This is a genomic window from Psychrobacter sp. Ps7 (assembly GCF_022129225.1).
In the GTDB taxonomy this organism is placed as follows: Bacteria; Pseudomonadota; Gammaproteobacteria; order Pseudomonadales; family Moraxellaceae; genus Psychrobacter; species Psychrobacter immobilis_A.
Genome location: NZ_JADQAH010000030.1, coordinates 26,093 through 41,452, shown reverse-complemented (window position 1 = coordinate 41,452; position 15,360 = coordinate 26,093). Strand labels below are relative to the sequence as shown.

Genomic DNA, 15,360 nt, shown 5'->3' with positions numbered 1-15,360 from the left:
CCATTTCGCTTGTTTTAAAACGATTGTATCTTATTTAAAAAGAACTGACTATAGTTTATCAGATATCGCAGTATTAGTTAGAACTAATAGAAGCTTGGATTATTTAACTAGACACCTTAAACTGCCCTTCCGAGTTTATAAAGATGATATTCTAAGTTCCATAAACTCGAAGTACACTAGATTATATTCGGATTTATTAAAGTACTATTTCGATTCAAGCGTCTTAATAAGTGATATTTTAGAGTTTTCGAATAGTAGGGATTCATTAACTAAATCTAAATTAAACTTAGTTAGAAAAAAAATTATAGAGTTACGCAGTACTTATGTAAACGACTTGATTTTAGCAATTCAGGAAATTAGTTTCATTCTTATAGGTGAAGTTAGTGGCGAAAAGGATATAGAAGCACTGTATCAAATATTATCTAATGAAGAAGAGTTAAAGCAATATAAGCCAAAGATAAGTAACGAGTTGCAAGTAATGACTCTTCATAAATCTAAAGGGCTAGAGTTCGAGATTGTAATACATTTAGATTTATGTGAGTGGATATTCCCACTAAGAAGACCCTCCGACGACTTTAATAAACCTCATTATATAGACTGGGACCAGGATTTAAACTTGCATTACGTTGGCATCACTAGAGCTAAAAAGGCATGTATTCTAGCTTACAGTTCAAGAAGGTTGAATTCATCAGGTTATAATAAACTCGGAGAACCTTCTTCACTTTTAAAACTTGAAGGTCTAAGTGGTTTATATCTTCAGTAATTAGGTACTCTTAACCCATTGCTCTATAAAAGTGTATTCTTGAGCTTAATACCAATGAATGAGCCATCAATGTACGGTTTGGAAGGTATCACTCAAAAGCTGAAAGATGATAGAAATCTCAAATTCGAATGTGACCTCTCACAAAAAAATCAAATTTATTAAGTCAAATGTTGAATGGGTCTGTTTGCTCACGACATCTTCGATTACTTTCAAAACTTTAAACAGCAGTACTCAAAAAGTCAATTGGCTTGTGATTTCAAAGTCTCTGCGATACGCTATGGAAATATTCTAGAAAAGGGGTACCCATGGTTGCTATATCACCATCTTATACTAAAGAATGGCATCATACCGTCGATAGGGAATCAGAAGACATCGCCCACAATGGTGGCAAGCCAGTTTTACAACTAGGAACTGAGGTGATGAAGAGTTATACCAAACCGTTATAGAATTCTTTAGCTAGGATGATGGCTCTGACATCATAAATGTGGTAGGTAAATTGCTAACGGTTTTTGATGGGCTCAAGAGTAACATACTGGATATCGAACAGCCATCAAAGCTACATAATCTGATTAAAGTAATTGCGCGGGTGGAATTTCTTTACGAGAATAAACACTGTAATATCGAAACTGCGAAAGTATCCACAACTCTGTGGATACCAATTACAAGCAGCTACCAAGTATGTATAACACACTTTATGCTATCTTCTCATTTATAAAAAGCGAGTAAGATATACAAGGATTAAGGCAAATATTAACGCCAAAGATGTAAGAATTTGATGGCAGAGTCGTCCTGACTAAGCCCAAGCACATGGTGACTTCTATACCGCTTTAACGACATTTTTTAATGCTATGAAAAACACTCTATAATAGGTATCCTCCTGCGAAGATAAATCACTCGATAGTAAGACTAATTTTTATAAGCAGTATTTAAAAGAATTAAATAGGATTCTCCATGATTACAAAAATTAAAGTTAATAACTTCAAATCTTTAGTAGATTTTGAGATAGGTCTAAGTGAGTTCAATTGTCTTGTTGGATTAAATGGTTCTGGCAAATCCACTGTATTACAGTTTTTAGACTTTTTATCTCAACTTATGATTGGTAATGTTGGAAGTTGGTTGGAAACTAGACAATGGAAAGCTGCAGATCTCAACTCGAAGGTTAGTAAGAAAAGCAATATCGATTTTGAGGTTATAGTACAAATTAATAGCAGTAACGTAGTATGGAGTGGTAGTTTTAATAGAACATCCTTGAGCTGTACGCAAGAATCTATTTATGTAGACGGTCAGCTGTTGCTTAACGTTGAAGATGGGAAGTTTACGATAGATGGCATCAGTTACGATATTATATTCAAGCACCAAGGTTCTTTGCTTTCAGCTTTAAAAGATAGAGAAACATATAAAGTGTTAGCTATATTGAAAGATATTGTTATAGATATTCGTTCTTTAGAGTTGCTCAGCCCAGAGCTATTGAGAAGTAAAAGCAGGTCTTCTGATGGAAGACTTGGAATAGGAGGAGAAAAACTCTCTGCCTTAATACATGAGTCAGGCTCTCATGTTACAAGTAATTTAGTAACCAATTTGAAAAAGATATACCCACAGCTTGAAGATATCAAAACTAAATCCATACGTTCAGGATGGAAGCAGCTTGAAATAATTGAAAATTTTGATGGTAAAAAAATAACCTCCGTTGCTCGCCATATGAATGATGGAATGCTTAGATTAATGGCTATTTTATTACAAATAGAAACAAGTGAGTCTTTTCTACTATTCGATGAAATTGAGAATGGAATTAATCCTGAATTAATTGAGTATCTAGTAGACATGTTGGTTAGGTGCGAAAATCAAATTATGGTAACAACCCATAGTCCAATGATTTTAAATTACTTAGAAGATGAAGTAGCTAGAAAAGGTGTAATTTATTTATATAAGAATAGTAAAGGAGCCACTCAGTCAATACGTTTGTTTGATATACCTTCAATGGCAAAAAAACTAAAATTCATGGGCCCTGGGGAAGTGTTTGTTGACACAGATCTCACAACCTTATTTAAAGAAATAAGTAGTGACAGTCTGGAAGTTAAATAAGGATAATAATGTGTATCTGATTTTAAGTGGTGAAGGTAAAAGCGATATAGGCTATTGTAATAATTCAACGGGATGTTGTGAAGCTACTGAATTTTCACCTAGAGCGATGGCAATAGTTGTTGACCAAATTATAGATTTGTGGTTAGAAAAAAATCGTGGGTATGAATTTTCTTGTCTGGACAATCAACAAGTTACATATATTTCAGAATCTCACCTTGGAGATATAAAGCCATCAAAAGAAAAAAAAATTTCTTTACCTGGTAAACGGCGTTCTCAAGAGACTAAATATTTTTACGAAAATGCTAGAAGCTTAGCTAACTTTGCAAATGAAAAGAAGGCAGTGTTGAGTACTGATGCTCACCAAGCTGAAGTTGTTGCAATTCTATTTCGAGATGCAGATGGTACTGCTTCTAAAGGACGTGGTGAGTATTCTGCTAAACGTATTTCAATGAAAAATGGTTTTGAGAAAGAAGGTTTTTCCTACGGTGTTGCTATGATACCAAAGCCTAAATCTGAAGCGTGGTTGCTCTGTGCAACACAAGATAACCCTTATATAAGTTGCTCACGTTTAGAGAATGCTTCAGGTAACGATAAGAGCCCGAATTCACTAAAGACTCAGCTTGATGATGCTATGAGTAATTTACCAGACGGAACTACTATCGAAGATTTACTTATCAATAAAAAGATTGATATAAATAAAATAAATATGCCTTCTTTTAATGAGTTTAGAAATGAATTAGAACATGTTTTAAGTACACTTTAAAGCAGATGAAATATACATTGCAGTAAAAAAGCCAAATGCAGTGGCTTTTTTAATTATATTTAATGAGCTCTAGCCCTTATCTTATTATTCAACCACTCTGCAATCTCACTCTCTACCCATCCTACACGTCCTTTTGATAGCTTGACCTGAATAGGAAAGGTGGAATCATAGCGGTTTGATTTTTTATCTAGCATATCGTAAATCGTTGTACTGCTAAGTCCTGTGTAGTGTATGACTTGCTTTAGCGGTAGTATGCGAGGTATTTGTGGCATGCTTGGTATTGAAGTGTTGTTCTGAGTACTTGTATTTAAATTTTCCATGACTAGCTCCTTATGAGTGAATGAGAGCATTTCCTCTCATACAGTTACGGAGTCCCATATTTTTTTACGGCGTCCTATACAGGCCGCGCGCACTCCTTATCAATCACATAAAAAAAGGAGCTGAATAATCAGCTCCTTTTTTATGCCGTATATCCTTACCACTGCTTCAACTTATAGCTGTCACACTCTCCCTTAGGCCTCTTTCAATATTACCGACATTGTAGGGAGCAATACCATTTTGCGACCCTCCTTGATGATGCCTACTAGCCTCATCCGTCTCTACTGGATAAAACTCTTCTGCCACATCCAATAGATTATCGTCATCAACCTCAAAGCAAGAATTGACATAGCCTTGCTTTGCAGCCACTTCTAGAGCTGCTTGGTCAAAACCGTGTTCACTTAACTCTGCATCAATGGCACCAGCATCTTGTACCGCCTGTTTGAGTGTCACATCATCACGTAGCGTCAAATCCACAAAGTAGATTGGAGTACGATAGCTCTGCGTGGTGCTTTTGCCACGTAACGTTAATTGGAGTGGTAGACAGGACAGCTTATTGCCTGATACCGCTGCAAAGTAACTAAGCCTTGCTGACAAGGTACGAATGCTATTGAAACCTGTCGTACGAAAGATAAACGTGCCAAGCTCATCGTCTTCACTCAGATTAACGTAAAGCCTACCATAGGGCTTACAAGCACCGCCTTGGGCTAGTGGACAGCGATCTGGCGATGGGCATGGCAGCTGCTCAACACCGTTACTCGTTCGACGCTGGCAATATTCACCATCGCCTACGCAAAGTGGGCGTCCAGTTTGCCTATCAAATAGCGTGTATTCTGCTCGTAAATTCAGCTCAGGGTCATTGAATAGCAGTCGCACTGGTATTTGTCTGAGCTTACCCTCACTACGTGCGCGGAGCTTTTCATCAAGTGGGTGATTGATCCAGCCATCCTTGTTCTGAACTTGGCTAGTAATCGTGAATTGATCGTCTTTAGCAGGCAGACGTTTGCCATCTTTTACGATAATGCGTCCGATGCTGATGCGACCTAGAACTGGTGGGGTAATCGTTAGACCTTTAATCATGAGGGTATTCCTTATGTGTTTTGATTAGCCATAAAAAAGCCCACCTGTGATAGGTGGGCTTTATGCGCTTAAAATGGTTGTTTGTTGTATGTTGATGGTTAAGTGATTGATGGCTTAGTCATCTAAGATAACGAAGCGACGACTGCCTTGCTTTGTTTTACCAAACTGTGTGAGTAAGTCAGGATGTGCCTTGATAACCGCTTTACTATCAAGGCCGATACTGTCTTTCGAGCGTTTCCATGAAATAGCGCCTTTATCAAACACGGCGACTTCATTATTGGCAATTAGCGTTTGCAGTTGGTGCTTCACTTGATCATGACGCTGCTCTAGCTCTTGCATACAGTCACGATAGCTCAGCAGTTGCTCAAACAGTTTGTTAGCGCCAGCATCTTCGCGCAAATCGACCTTGGTTGATGGCTTAGCGGTTGGATAAAGCAATTTTAATGCTCGCGCAGCGGATTCACTATGATCAGGGGTTGGCGGTGTATCTGTATCTACGTATTGCCAGAATAGACGCTCGTGCTCAGTGATAGACTCTATTAAGCGCTCATCGCGCTCAACCTTATAGATTTTGGCTTCGTGTCCGCATAGCAGCACGCATATATGCGCTGCTTGCTTACCCGTGACTGCCAGTTGATGCTGTACTTGGCAGGTGACATAGAGCGGTACGCCATGCTTCCATAGCTTGGCACCATGTTCCCCTGCTGTTTTGCACTCTAAAATCTGTACCTCATCACTACCTGTAATGGCATAGTCTAAATTCGCCAGCATAAAGTGCTTGTCAGGATGCTGCAAGACGGCATTCACCCGACGAACCTTATTACCAGTGTGTTCTTGATAATATTTAGCCACCATTGGCTCAAGCGTATTGCCCCAATACAGTGGAGAGTAACCCTCAATATCGTTATTACTACTGGCATCAATGTTTGAGGTCATGCGTCCCGTCTTAATCATCCATAGCTCAAGCATGGAAAGGTAAGGATGGATACCGCAAGCCGCAGCCGCATCAGAGCTACCAATACCTTGTCTGCGAACGGCTAACCAGTCCTCACGGCTCAAGTTTTTGGTACTGATAAGACGTTTAGCGTTGGTTGATTGAGCCTTTGACACCAAAGGCGTTGAGTGCCGAGTATTGGCTTTCATGTTTGAAGGTAGGCGCGTTGTTTTGGCTTTGACAGTTGAACGCTTCGCGCGTCTTGGCTGAGTTGTCGTGTTTAATGCGATGGTTTCCATGATACATTCCTTATAAATGGCTTCATAAATTAATGCGGCTCGTTAAATAACGGGCATAAAAAAACCACGAGCTAAGGCGTGGTTGATCGTTTGACAGACATTGAACATCGCTGATTAAGCAAGCATCAGTAATGATTCCTCTAAGCCTTTTTGCTTCAGCTTAGCCCCAGCACCGAACCATGCTGAATTAAGACGATTATCAGTACTCATGGCTCGACGTTCATGGTCAACGTATTCTGTGATAGAGCATAGCAGTCCATAGGCTGTGTCACGGGCAGCATCTAAATCAGCACCGCGCCCTTGACCGTTAAACATCTGCATCACCTGATTCATCGCTTTAGCATTAGGAACGGCCTCTTTTTGTTTTTTAGCAGGGTTAAACAGAATGAGGTCATTGTCCTGATCATTGAACACACGGCTTAAATAATTGGCCGCTTCTGCTTGAGTGACTCGGCGCTCTGATAATTGCTTCATCTCATAGCTATGCTCCTCCCACTGCTTCACCGACACGCCTAATTGCTGCTTGACGCTATCAGCATCAAAGGAGGTGCTATGCGGCACTTTGACCACACCGCCACTTCCGTTGGCTAAGCTAACAGCAAGCGTGTTATTACAGACCACACGAATATTAGTGAACTGTGCTGTGGTCGCAAGCGTCCCATCACAAGCCGTTGCTAGTAATAGATAGCCGTTACTAACATCACCGCCACGAAGCGTTGCTGACTGGCCTGTACGGGCGAGTGCCCATAGCTTACGACCGCCCTTTAGTACACCAGCCGTTTCCAGCTCGAAATCCGACTGTTCTGTGAGATCACGGTAGAACTCTAGAATCTCACGCGGTTGTACTTCTTGGTAGCGTTGACTGACGACTGATAACGGCTCTAAGTTGTCACTGCGATAGAGCACCTTGTTCTCAGCAAAGGGCATGATGAGGTTATGCCCTTTGTCATTGCTTGACATGTAGCTGACGTCCGATGACTCAATACGCCAATCAAGACCTGCCTCTTTTGCCCAAACCTCTAATGGCTGCTTAGGTGATAGCTCATTGCCAAGACCATGCCAAGGGGTTTCGCCGACGTACGCCATACTTTCGATTAAATGTGCCATGATGATTTTCCTTTTTATTGATAATTAAGTGAAGTGGGTTAAATGGATTAATGAAAAGTGGTGAAGACATGCGTGCAGTCATCACAGCGATATTGCTGATTGACTAGCATCGGTAGCGCTTGATGAGACTGAGTCATCTCAATAAGCGCTGCGACTGTTGTGCCTGCAACCACGCCTATAGCAGGATGAACCTTAAGCGTCTTACACAGACTAACGCCAAGACTGACGAGAACCGCAGGAGACAACAGCTGGTCAATCAAATTGATACTGATGCCATCAGTCATCTCATAGACCGCAGCTGACTGACAACATGGACAGATGGTTTTCATAAACACTCCTTTTATTTTAGGCATAAAAAAGGCCTGCATGAGGCAGACCTTTAACGGATAAAGTAGGATAAGCATTAGGACGGTAATGCTCAATCTCATGAGGGTAGTATGTATCTGAAATTATTTTGATATAGGTGGCAGACTACGACGCTTCTTAACGCGGTAAATACCATGACCAAAGGTGCGCATGCTAGGTACCCATAGTTTTAAGTGCTGGTTTCTCTTGTCAGGTTTGGTTAAGTATAGAGAGGTACAAACGGCATTCTCTACTTGCTTTGGTTTATCACGATGGATCATACCAATTCCTAATTTACCATTCTTCTCGTAGCCCTGTTTACGCTCAGTGTCATGGTAACTGTAGTAAGCCCCTATACCACCAGTAATACTCTGCCATTTTTCACCCACTTCTTTAGCCAGATGGTAATCCTTTTGGCGTTTGGAACCATCATAGATTAGCAATAAGTGACAATGAAGACCGCCGTTCTCATCCCCTTGCTCTAATGCCCAAGCATTGCCTTGCAAATACTTAAAGCATGTTTTTTTGTTTCCAATGAACTCTCTAAGCTTATTCATGTGTGTATTGAAATCTTCGATTGTTACCAAGTGACTACTTTCTTTCAGATATTTTAAGTCAATCCTAATGAAGACCAATCTTGAATAGTGATTGATTAAGTTTTTGACATAGCGCTCAAGGTTTTGTTTATTTTGGCACTCTTGATGATATCGTGCATTGTCTTCGAGTTTGATATCGTTTTCATAGCAAGATATGATTTTGATAAACTGCTGTGTCTTCTCATGATCCCAAATAACATTAGATGGGTCTACGTCACCGACAACCGCATAAGTACTGTAAACAAATGAATCGATAGTTTGAGAATAGAATAGATCAGGATCAAAGCTGTCCATGAAGGAATGATAAGACTCATTCAAACGGTCTTTGATATCTTCAAAACGGATAGGGTGAAATACGACGTCTCTTACGAGCTTATCGATGTTAGCGATGAGTTGTGATTGGTTAACGAGTGACTGTGACATGGTGATGCTCCATTGATTTTTATGTTTGAGGTTGGCGTACATAATCATCAATGAAACGTGTTGTTCTTTACTGACAGCTATTAAGTAGTAGTTAATAATATAAATAACCCATCAAGCAGACGACGTGACAACGGAGTCTGCTTTTCATTGTTTATCGTTTGGAGGCGAGTGAGACTAGAGATAAGGGAAATGTATAAAGAATGGAGTTAGCTATCCAGATATACTTAGAAAGCTTCGTTTAAAAATAAAATCTGATATCGTCTTATTATAATAGTGAAAGTTTACAATAGCGTATAATAACAAGTAAAAAGCACTATACTTATACTATCAATAGACTATTTATTCACTAAATTATTTCTACTATCAAACCAATGTTTCTTATAGAAAAATATTGTTTTAGTATCAAAAAACTATATTCTATCTCCTTATTCTTTATTAAATACTAAAATTTTTATGAAAAAAATACGTAATAAAGTAAAGCTATCTGATCTTTATCTAAGAGATAACAAATTGGTGAACTGTAGTAAGATCGTTGATAGGCTCACTGTTGATGAAGCTAGAGTTCTTCTATATATTAAATATAAACTTAATAATAATTTAAGTAGATACATATTGCATGATCAGGAAGATGTACATGATTTATTGCTTGCTAAACTACTCGAGAATCAAGTGAGCCCTGATTATAATCTAGATGTTTTAATGGTTAGGAAAGCGAGCAGTACTATTCCTTCTATTTATTTTGAATGGGTCGTAAATGATTTAAGAAAGGCAATATATGTGGGGGAGTTGATTATAAAATCAGTCATTCCAATACCTTCTTCAAGTAAGAATAATTATTTAGAATTTATTAGGTTGATGCTTAAGTTTAACTTTCCTAATCCAAATGATGATAACAGCCCAATTCAAGAAATTGATCCAAATCATGCACTTGATATTAAAGAAGTACAACGACAGTTTCTTGGTTTGAGAGAGCATTATTATCAAACTAAAGTGAGGCAAGTATCTGTTAAATGGATAGATGAAAATAATGGAGATCAGATTAATTGGTTATATAACTATCTAATTGAAGCAGATAAGATGTGTCTTAGAGATGTTTTTATACCAAGCAATTCTGCAGAACAGTATGTGCAAATTTTGGCATCGCTCGATATTTTGCCTGTTACGCCAAATACTGTAGAATTTAATGTTCTTCCTTTGAAAGATGGGAAAGTGAGGCTAGCAAAAAGTATAAGAGGATACTATATCAAGACCATGAAAAATGCATGGTATGCTAAAGTCTTTCACAAAGATAAAGCCGTTGAAAAAAGCAAACGCCAAATCACTACCACACAAGATAATTTTACTAGGCTCAATGCACTAGCTAAACGTTATGACAAATCACCTAATAAAATCATTAATGAGCTAATAGCTAATGAGTATAACGAATTGGAATGGGACGTTGACATAGAGGATTAGTTTAATATGAAAGTAATCTCAAAATATGTATCTTAGTTTTTAGTTTTGAGAAATTTCTGTATATCCTCAGGTCTGAGACCTTTATTTATCAAAGCCTGTATTAAGGCATCACTATCTATGTCTGATAGTGATGCTTGATGCTGCTTAGTCAACGATTTTTCAATCTGCTGTCGCGCTGTCTGAAAATCTACAACCTCACCTTTGTCTCTGAGCAAGTCTAAAAAGTCTGCCCAGACTTGCATGATCTTGCGGCGCTCCTCCAAATGCTGCGCGTGATTATAAACCGCGCGGATGCTGCTTTTCTTATCATGTGCCATCTGTTTTTCAATCGCATCGCCCATGTAGCCAAGCTCGTTCAGATTGGTTGAAGCGATGTGGCGAAAGCCGTGTCCTGTCTGTTTACCAGCATATCCTAGTATATCTAGCGCGTTATTGATGAATTCTTCGCTATACGGCTGATGCATGCCCGTATGATAGAACACGTATTCATATTGCCCTGTGATGGCTTTCATCTCTTCTAGCACTGCGAGCATTTGATCTGATAGTGGTACGACATGCTTACGCGCAATTTTAAGATTGTCGATATCAACACGCCATAGACGGTTAGCAAAATCAATGTGTGACCATTTCATCATACGTAGCTCAATAGTGCGACAAAATGAATAGGCTAAGAATTTCATACCCAATCTAGTTTGGTCGTGACCATGATAATCTTCGATAGCTTGTAGTAGGGCAGGAAGATCACTGATATCGACATGCTTCATGTGCTGACTTTTGGCTTTAGGGTAGAGTTCCTTTAGATCATCGATTGGGTTTTGCTCAATGAGACGTTCACGTTTGGCACGCCTTAAAACATTAGCAACCAGATCGATAGTGCGTCTGGTAACCTCACGCGGTGGCTCACCGTTTTTGTTCACACGCTTTTCGATCTCATCTGCCATTGCTCGGCAATCCTCAAAGCTCACATCTTTTAGTGCAATGCCATCAAAGTGTGACAACACGTCTTTATGCATACGATTATAGTCTTGCTGATAGGTACGCGGCTTGACGTTACGCTGACGTTCAGCAAGCCAGTCTAATGCGTATTCATTGAATTTTTGCGCGTGGATATTGGCAAGCTTGTCTTGACGCTTTTTATTTTTTGGATCGATACCATCTGCTAGTAGCGTTTTAATCTCAGTATTGGCTTGTCTGGCTTCCGCGAGCGACATGATTGGATAAGTACCAAGTGTGAGGCGTGTTTGCTTACCATCAAAGCGATAGGCGCTTATCCATGTCTTTGTGCATGTATTGCGTACCAAAAGCTGTAGTCCTTGTTGGTCACTGTATTTATCAGGACGTGAAGGCGTGCATTTTTCACTGGGTTTGAGCTTGCGAATCTTACTATCGCTTAACATGTTGGTCTATTCCCTATGGCTACAAGCTATATGAATCAAGCAATACAACAAAAACGTTGGTCTAAAGCTGAATCATAGAGCTTAAATGTTGGTCTTTTTGAGGTCTAATGAAATCATAGACCAACAGATAGACCAACACAAGCCACGGGATAGGTGGGTCACGTTGGGTTGAATTGGGAAAACAGCAGGCATAAAAAAAACGCTAGACGCGTTATTTATAAAGGATTACAGAGGTATATGGGAGTGTTTGGGACAAGGTGGGAAAACTAGCATTTGATAAGATTGGCGGTGAAGGAGGGATTCGAACCCTCGATACGCTATTAACGCATACACACTTTCCAGGCGTGCGGTTTCAGCCACTCACCCACTTCACCGTTTTTAGACGGCTCAGTATAGCGGATACTGTCTAGAATGTCACGACTTGCACCTTATCTTTCTTTATTTACAAACGCCTGCTACGATAGCGTATACGTAATGACAAGCATAGATGGTTGAAAGTTGAATGATAAGTTTCGGTAGGCTCAATGCCCGTTTGAAAAACAGTATTACAATGACCGTGATGGCGGTGGTCGTAAGTATAACTTCAGCGCATGCTGATGACTTTACTCAGTGTAGCGAGTCCTTTTATGGCGGTGTCTATCCTGAGTTTATCAATACCAAGCTAAGCAACAAAACCCAAGCTTTATGTATGGATGGTTTTGCCGTTATGTATTCTGGCGTGTCGCGTACACCGCTTTGGTCGGCAGAATATTTGGATCGCAAGCGTTTACAACAAGCCAAAGAAATCGATCGTGAAGACAGCTTTCATGAAGAAAGTAGGTTACCAAAATCCGCACGCGCCTCATTGTCCGACTATTCAGGCTCTGGCTATGATCGCGGGCATTTAGCGCCCAATGCCGATATGGCGAATCGCAGTCAACAATATGATAGCTTTAGCCTTGCCAATATCGCCCCGCAGTCACCGCGCAACAATCGCTATATCTGGCGTAATATTGAATCAGCCACTCGCTATTTGACCCAGCAATATGGAGAAGTTTATAGCATTACAGGAGTAGCCTTTACTGGCAAAACAACCAAGCAACTGGCAGATCGTGTACTGGTGCCCAGTCATTTTTTTAAAGCCGTCTATATACCAGCGATTAATCAAGCAGGGGTCTATTATGCACCCAATGATGAGTCGGAGCGCATAGAGGTTATTAGTGTTGATGAACTCTCGACTAGAATTGGTATCGATGTGCTGCCCGTCTTGGATGCCAAAACCAAAACACAGGCATTTGATCTGCCATTAAAGGCGGGTGAAAGCTCCGAGTTGCCCGATGAGCCAACAGAAGAGCCGGCTTGGATGCTGTTTGTTTGGGCGATTCTTGAGTGGGTAATCGCCCAATTGCAAGCATAATGCCTTTGTGACACGAGTCTATATATAATAAAAGGCACAAAAAATCCAAAAATTACGCAAGATATTGTTAATAAAAAGGAGAATCAAATGATTGATCCATTTGCCAATGACCACCAAAGTATGCAAATCGGTGAGCTTATCATCGAAAACCAAACAGATAAAATTATTATATATGGCGATATTGATTTGACTCTTGATGCTACTGGATATGAGCAAGCGCAACAGTTACATGAACTAACAAGCAAGATTCTTCAGGCGTTTGAAAATAATTCCATTTACAATAATAGTCAGCATAAGTCAAAAGAAAAAGATGACCGGTTGGATAAAAATATCGACAATCCTTTTTTATAACTATTTGATATAGTTCAATTTTTATAGAAATAATAAACTATAAAAAAATTACTAGGCAAAAGCTTAAAATTGCTTATAATGAGTCAAGACATCGCTTATGTCGTATAAAATTTTGATGAGCAGTTTTTTTAGATGCGATAACCACTCCCAAAGAGTAGAAAGTCGCATAGCTGTTAATAGGAATTTTAGCGAAGGATAAGCCTAGGAGATCAGAAACATAACGTTTCGAGTAATCATTGTATGAAGGGAATCAGTCTATGAAATTATTTACCAAAACCACTCTAGCTGTTGCAGGTATCAGTTTAGCAAGCATGGCATTCGCCGCTGATCCTTTGGCCAATACCACGTGGCAGACATTTGATGAAGGTAAGCCAAAAGGTACCGTAAAGATTACTGAGTCAAACGGTGTACTAACAGGTACGCTTATCGCTACCAACTCAGCCAAAGGCAAAAAGCACGTTGGTACGACCATTATTAAAGGTTTAAAGTCTGATGGTGGTGGCAAATATAGTGGTGGTACGATTACTGATCCTGAAAAGGGCAAAGACTATCGTATGACCGCAAACTTGAGTGGCAACACCTTAAATCTAAAAGGTTATATCGGTCCATTCTCACGCAGTCAAACGTGGAAAAAGAAATAAACCTATCGTTTATTTTTAGTATTAGACCTAATATTGATAAATAAAAATCCCGCAATACCTTTTGGTAATGCGGGATTTTTAGTACATATATTTTAATATTGGCTTCAGAGCTTATCTCACAAACTCAGGATATGCTTCCATACCACACTCTGCTATATCCGCACCTTCATACTCATCTTCTTCAGATATACGCAGACCAATCACTAATTTGATAACCGCCCAAGTGATTAAGCTGGCGATGAATACCCAAGTAAAGATAGTGGCTGCACCAGCAATCTGACCTACGAACGATGCTGCTGGGTTGGTAATTGGTACGATAAGCAGACCGAACAGACCGACTACACCATGAACTGAGATAGCACCCACTGGATCATCTATTTTTATTTTATCCAATGCTAAGATAGATAGCACAACGATAACGCCAGCGATCAAACCAAACAGTGTTGCTTGTAATGCAGATGGGGTTGAGGGTTCTGCCGTGATAGCGACTAATCCTGCGAGTGCACCATTTAAGAGCATGGTTAAGTCAGCTTTGCCAAAGATGATGCGTGCTATTATTAAAGCACCAATTGCACCGCCGGCCGCTGCTGCATTGGTATTCAAAAAGACCATAGCAACCGAGTTGGCGCTGGCAATATCACCCAGTTTTAGCACCGAGCCGCCATTGAAACCGAACCAACCCATCCAGAGAATAAGTGTTCCAAGCGCTGCCAGTGGTAAGTTAGCACCTGGAATGGCGCGTATTTCACCATTAGGGCCATACTTGCCTTTACGTGCACCTAATAATAATACCCCTGCTAATGCAGCCGCAGCACCCGCCATATGGACGATACCAGAACCTGCAAAATCAGAAAAACCCATGTCGCCTAAATTGAACATACCAAATACATCATTGCCACCCCACGTCCAGCTACCCTCTAATGGATAAATGACACCAGTCATCACCACAGCAAATAATAAGAACGACCACAGCTTCATGCGCTCAGCCACCGCTCCTGAAACGATCGACATACAGGTTGCAACAAACACCACTTGGAAGAAAAAATCAGACGCAGCGGAGTAAACAGAATCACCATCAAAGCCGTTTTCAGCGGAGGCTGCTAGGGCATCTGCTACCAGCGTTTCATTACCCGCGATACCGCTCAAGAATAGGTTGCCACCATACATAATGGCATAGCCGCATATCATGTACATGGTACAAGCGGTGGCAAAAAGTGCGATATTTTTGGTTAAAATCTCAACGGTGTTTTTTGAGCGGACAAGTCCAGCTTCTAACATAGTGAAGCCTGCTGCCATCCACATGACGAGCGCCCCGCACATTAAAAAGTAAAACGTGTCAAGTGCGTACTGGAGCTCGAAGATTTGATTTTGCATGTTAATTCCCCCTTGAATTGATGCAATACAGCTATC

At 40.1% G+C, this 15,360-nt stretch carries 16 protein-coding genes and 1 tRNA gene; 8 read left to right on the top strand and 9 right to left on the bottom strand.

All coding sequences use genetic code 11. The features are described from left to right. From I3257_RS10420 to I3257_RS10405, 4 genes are all read left to right on the top strand, one after another. The coding region (locus I3257_RS10420; protein WP_275950091.1) for a 3'-5' exonuclease at positions 1-763 on the top strand (763 nt) is incomplete at its 5' end. A gap of 305 nt (positions 764-1,068) precedes the next feature. Beyond that, positions 1,069-1,209 (top strand): hypothetical protein, encoded by a 141-nt coding sequence (locus I3257_RS10415; protein WP_238049688.1) that lies wholly within the window; start codon positions 1,069-1,071, stop codon positions 1,207-1,209. A gap of 505 nt (positions 1,210-1,714) precedes the next feature. Further along, positions 1,715-2,845 carry an ATP-binding protein gene (locus I3257_RS10410; protein WP_238049687.1) on the top strand — a complete coding sequence of 377 codons (1,131 nt, stop codon included), beginning with the start codon at positions 1,715-1,717 and terminating at the stop codon, positions 2,843-2,845. A 10-nt stretch (positions 2,846-2,855) separates the two neighbouring features. After that, positions 2,856-3,608 (top strand): hypothetical protein, encoded by a 753-nt coding sequence (locus tag I3257_RS10405; protein ID WP_238049686.1) that lies wholly within the window; start codon positions 2,856-2,858, stop codon positions 3,606-3,608. 59 nt (positions 3,609-3,667) lie between these two features. Here I3257_RS10405 and I3257_RS10400 read toward each other — a convergent pair whose 3' ends face one another. The 6 genes from I3257_RS10400 to I3257_RS10375 form a co-directional block, all read right to left on the bottom strand. Next, positions 3,668-3,928 (bottom strand): AlpA family phage regulatory protein, encoded by a 261-nt coding sequence (locus I3257_RS10400; RefSeq protein ID WP_275950090.1) that lies wholly within the window; start codon positions 3,926-3,928, stop codon positions 3,668-3,670. A 166-nt stretch (positions 3,929-4,094) separates the two neighbouring features. Next, positions 4,095-5,006 (bottom strand): hydrolase or metal-binding protein, encoded by a 912-nt coding sequence (locus I3257_RS10395; protein ID WP_238049685.1) that lies wholly within the window; start codon positions 5,004-5,006, stop codon positions 4,095-4,097. Positions 5,007-5,120: 114 nt separating this feature from the next. Continuing rightward, positions 5,121-6,149, bottom strand: a complete 1,029-nt coding sequence (locus I3257_RS10390) for a lambda-exonuclease family protein (protein ID WP_238049689.1) — start codon at positions 6,147-6,149, stop codon at positions 5,121-5,123. A gap of 204 nt (positions 6,150-6,353) precedes the next feature. Beyond that, the gene (locus tag I3257_RS10385) at positions 6,354-7,346 is read right to left on the bottom strand and encodes a DUF932 domain-containing protein (protein ID WP_238049684.1); all 993 of its coding nucleotides are present in this window, start codon (positions 7,344-7,346) and stop codon (positions 6,354-6,356) included. Positions 7,347-7,393: 47 nt separating this feature from the next. Further along, positions 7,394-7,675 carry a hypothetical protein gene (locus I3257_RS10380; protein WP_238049683.1) on the bottom strand — a complete coding sequence of 94 codons (282 nt, stop codon included), beginning with the start codon at positions 7,673-7,675 and terminating at the stop codon, positions 7,394-7,396. A gap of 120 nt (positions 7,676-7,795) precedes the next feature. Continuing rightward, complete coding sequence (locus I3257_RS10375) at positions 7,796-8,710, bottom strand: inovirus-type Gp2 protein (RefSeq protein ID WP_238049682.1); 915 nt, start codon at positions 8,708-8,710, stop codon at positions 7,796-7,798. 453 nt (positions 8,711-9,163) lie between these two features. Here I3257_RS10375 and I3257_RS10370 point away from each other — a divergent pair, with 453 nt between their 5' ends. Continuing rightward, the gene (locus I3257_RS10370) at positions 9,164-10,165 is read left to right on the top strand and encodes a hypothetical protein (protein WP_238049681.1); all 1,002 of its coding nucleotides are present in this window, start codon (positions 9,164-9,166) and stop codon (positions 10,163-10,165) included. 32 nt (positions 10,166-10,197) lie between these two features. On the opposite strand, the gene I3257_RS10365 is transcribed toward I3257_RS10370, so the two are convergent. Together I3257_RS10365 and I3257_RS10360 are read right to left on the bottom strand one after the other, a co-directional pair. Then, on the bottom strand, positions 10,198-11,562 hold the full coding sequence (locus I3257_RS10365; protein ID WP_238049680.1) for an integrase arm-type DNA-binding domain-containing protein: 1,365 nt from the start codon (positions 11,560-11,562) through the stop codon (positions 10,198-10,200). A gap of 283 nt (positions 11,563-11,845) precedes the next feature. Further along, a tRNA-Ser gene (locus tag I3257_RS10360) sits at positions 11,846-11,936 on the bottom strand. A gap of 128 nt (positions 11,937-12,064) precedes the next feature. Between I3257_RS10360 and I3257_RS10355 the strand changes: the two genes are divergently transcribed. The 3 genes from I3257_RS10355 (at position 12,065) to I3257_RS10345 (ending at position 13,950) form a co-directional block, all read left to right on the top strand. After that, positions 12,065-12,958 carry a DNA/RNA non-specific endonuclease gene (locus I3257_RS10355; protein ID WP_227678975.1) on the top strand — a complete coding sequence of 298 codons (894 nt, stop codon included), beginning with the start codon at positions 12,065-12,067 and terminating at the stop codon, positions 12,956-12,958. A gap of 87 nt (positions 12,959-13,045) precedes the next feature. Continuing rightward, positions 13,046-13,309, top strand: a complete 264-nt coding sequence (locus tag I3257_RS10350; RefSeq protein WP_201502855.1) for a hypothetical protein — start codon at positions 13,046-13,048, stop codon at positions 13,307-13,309. A 257-nt stretch (positions 13,310-13,566) separates the two neighbouring features. Continuing rightward, positions 13,567-13,950, top strand: coding sequence for a DUF2147 domain-containing protein (locus I3257_RS10345; RefSeq protein ID WP_045445845.1), 384 nt, complete (start codon positions 13,567-13,569; stop codon positions 13,948-13,950). Between the two features lie 111 nt (positions 13,951-14,061). Here I3257_RS10345 and I3257_RS10340 read toward each other — a convergent pair whose 3' ends face one another. Beyond that, positions 14,062-15,324 (bottom strand): ammonium transporter, encoded by a 1,263-nt coding sequence (locus I3257_RS10340; RefSeq protein ID WP_045452414.1) that lies wholly within the window; start codon positions 15,322-15,324, stop codon positions 14,062-14,064. Between the last annotated feature and the right edge of the window lie 36 nt (positions 15,325-15,360).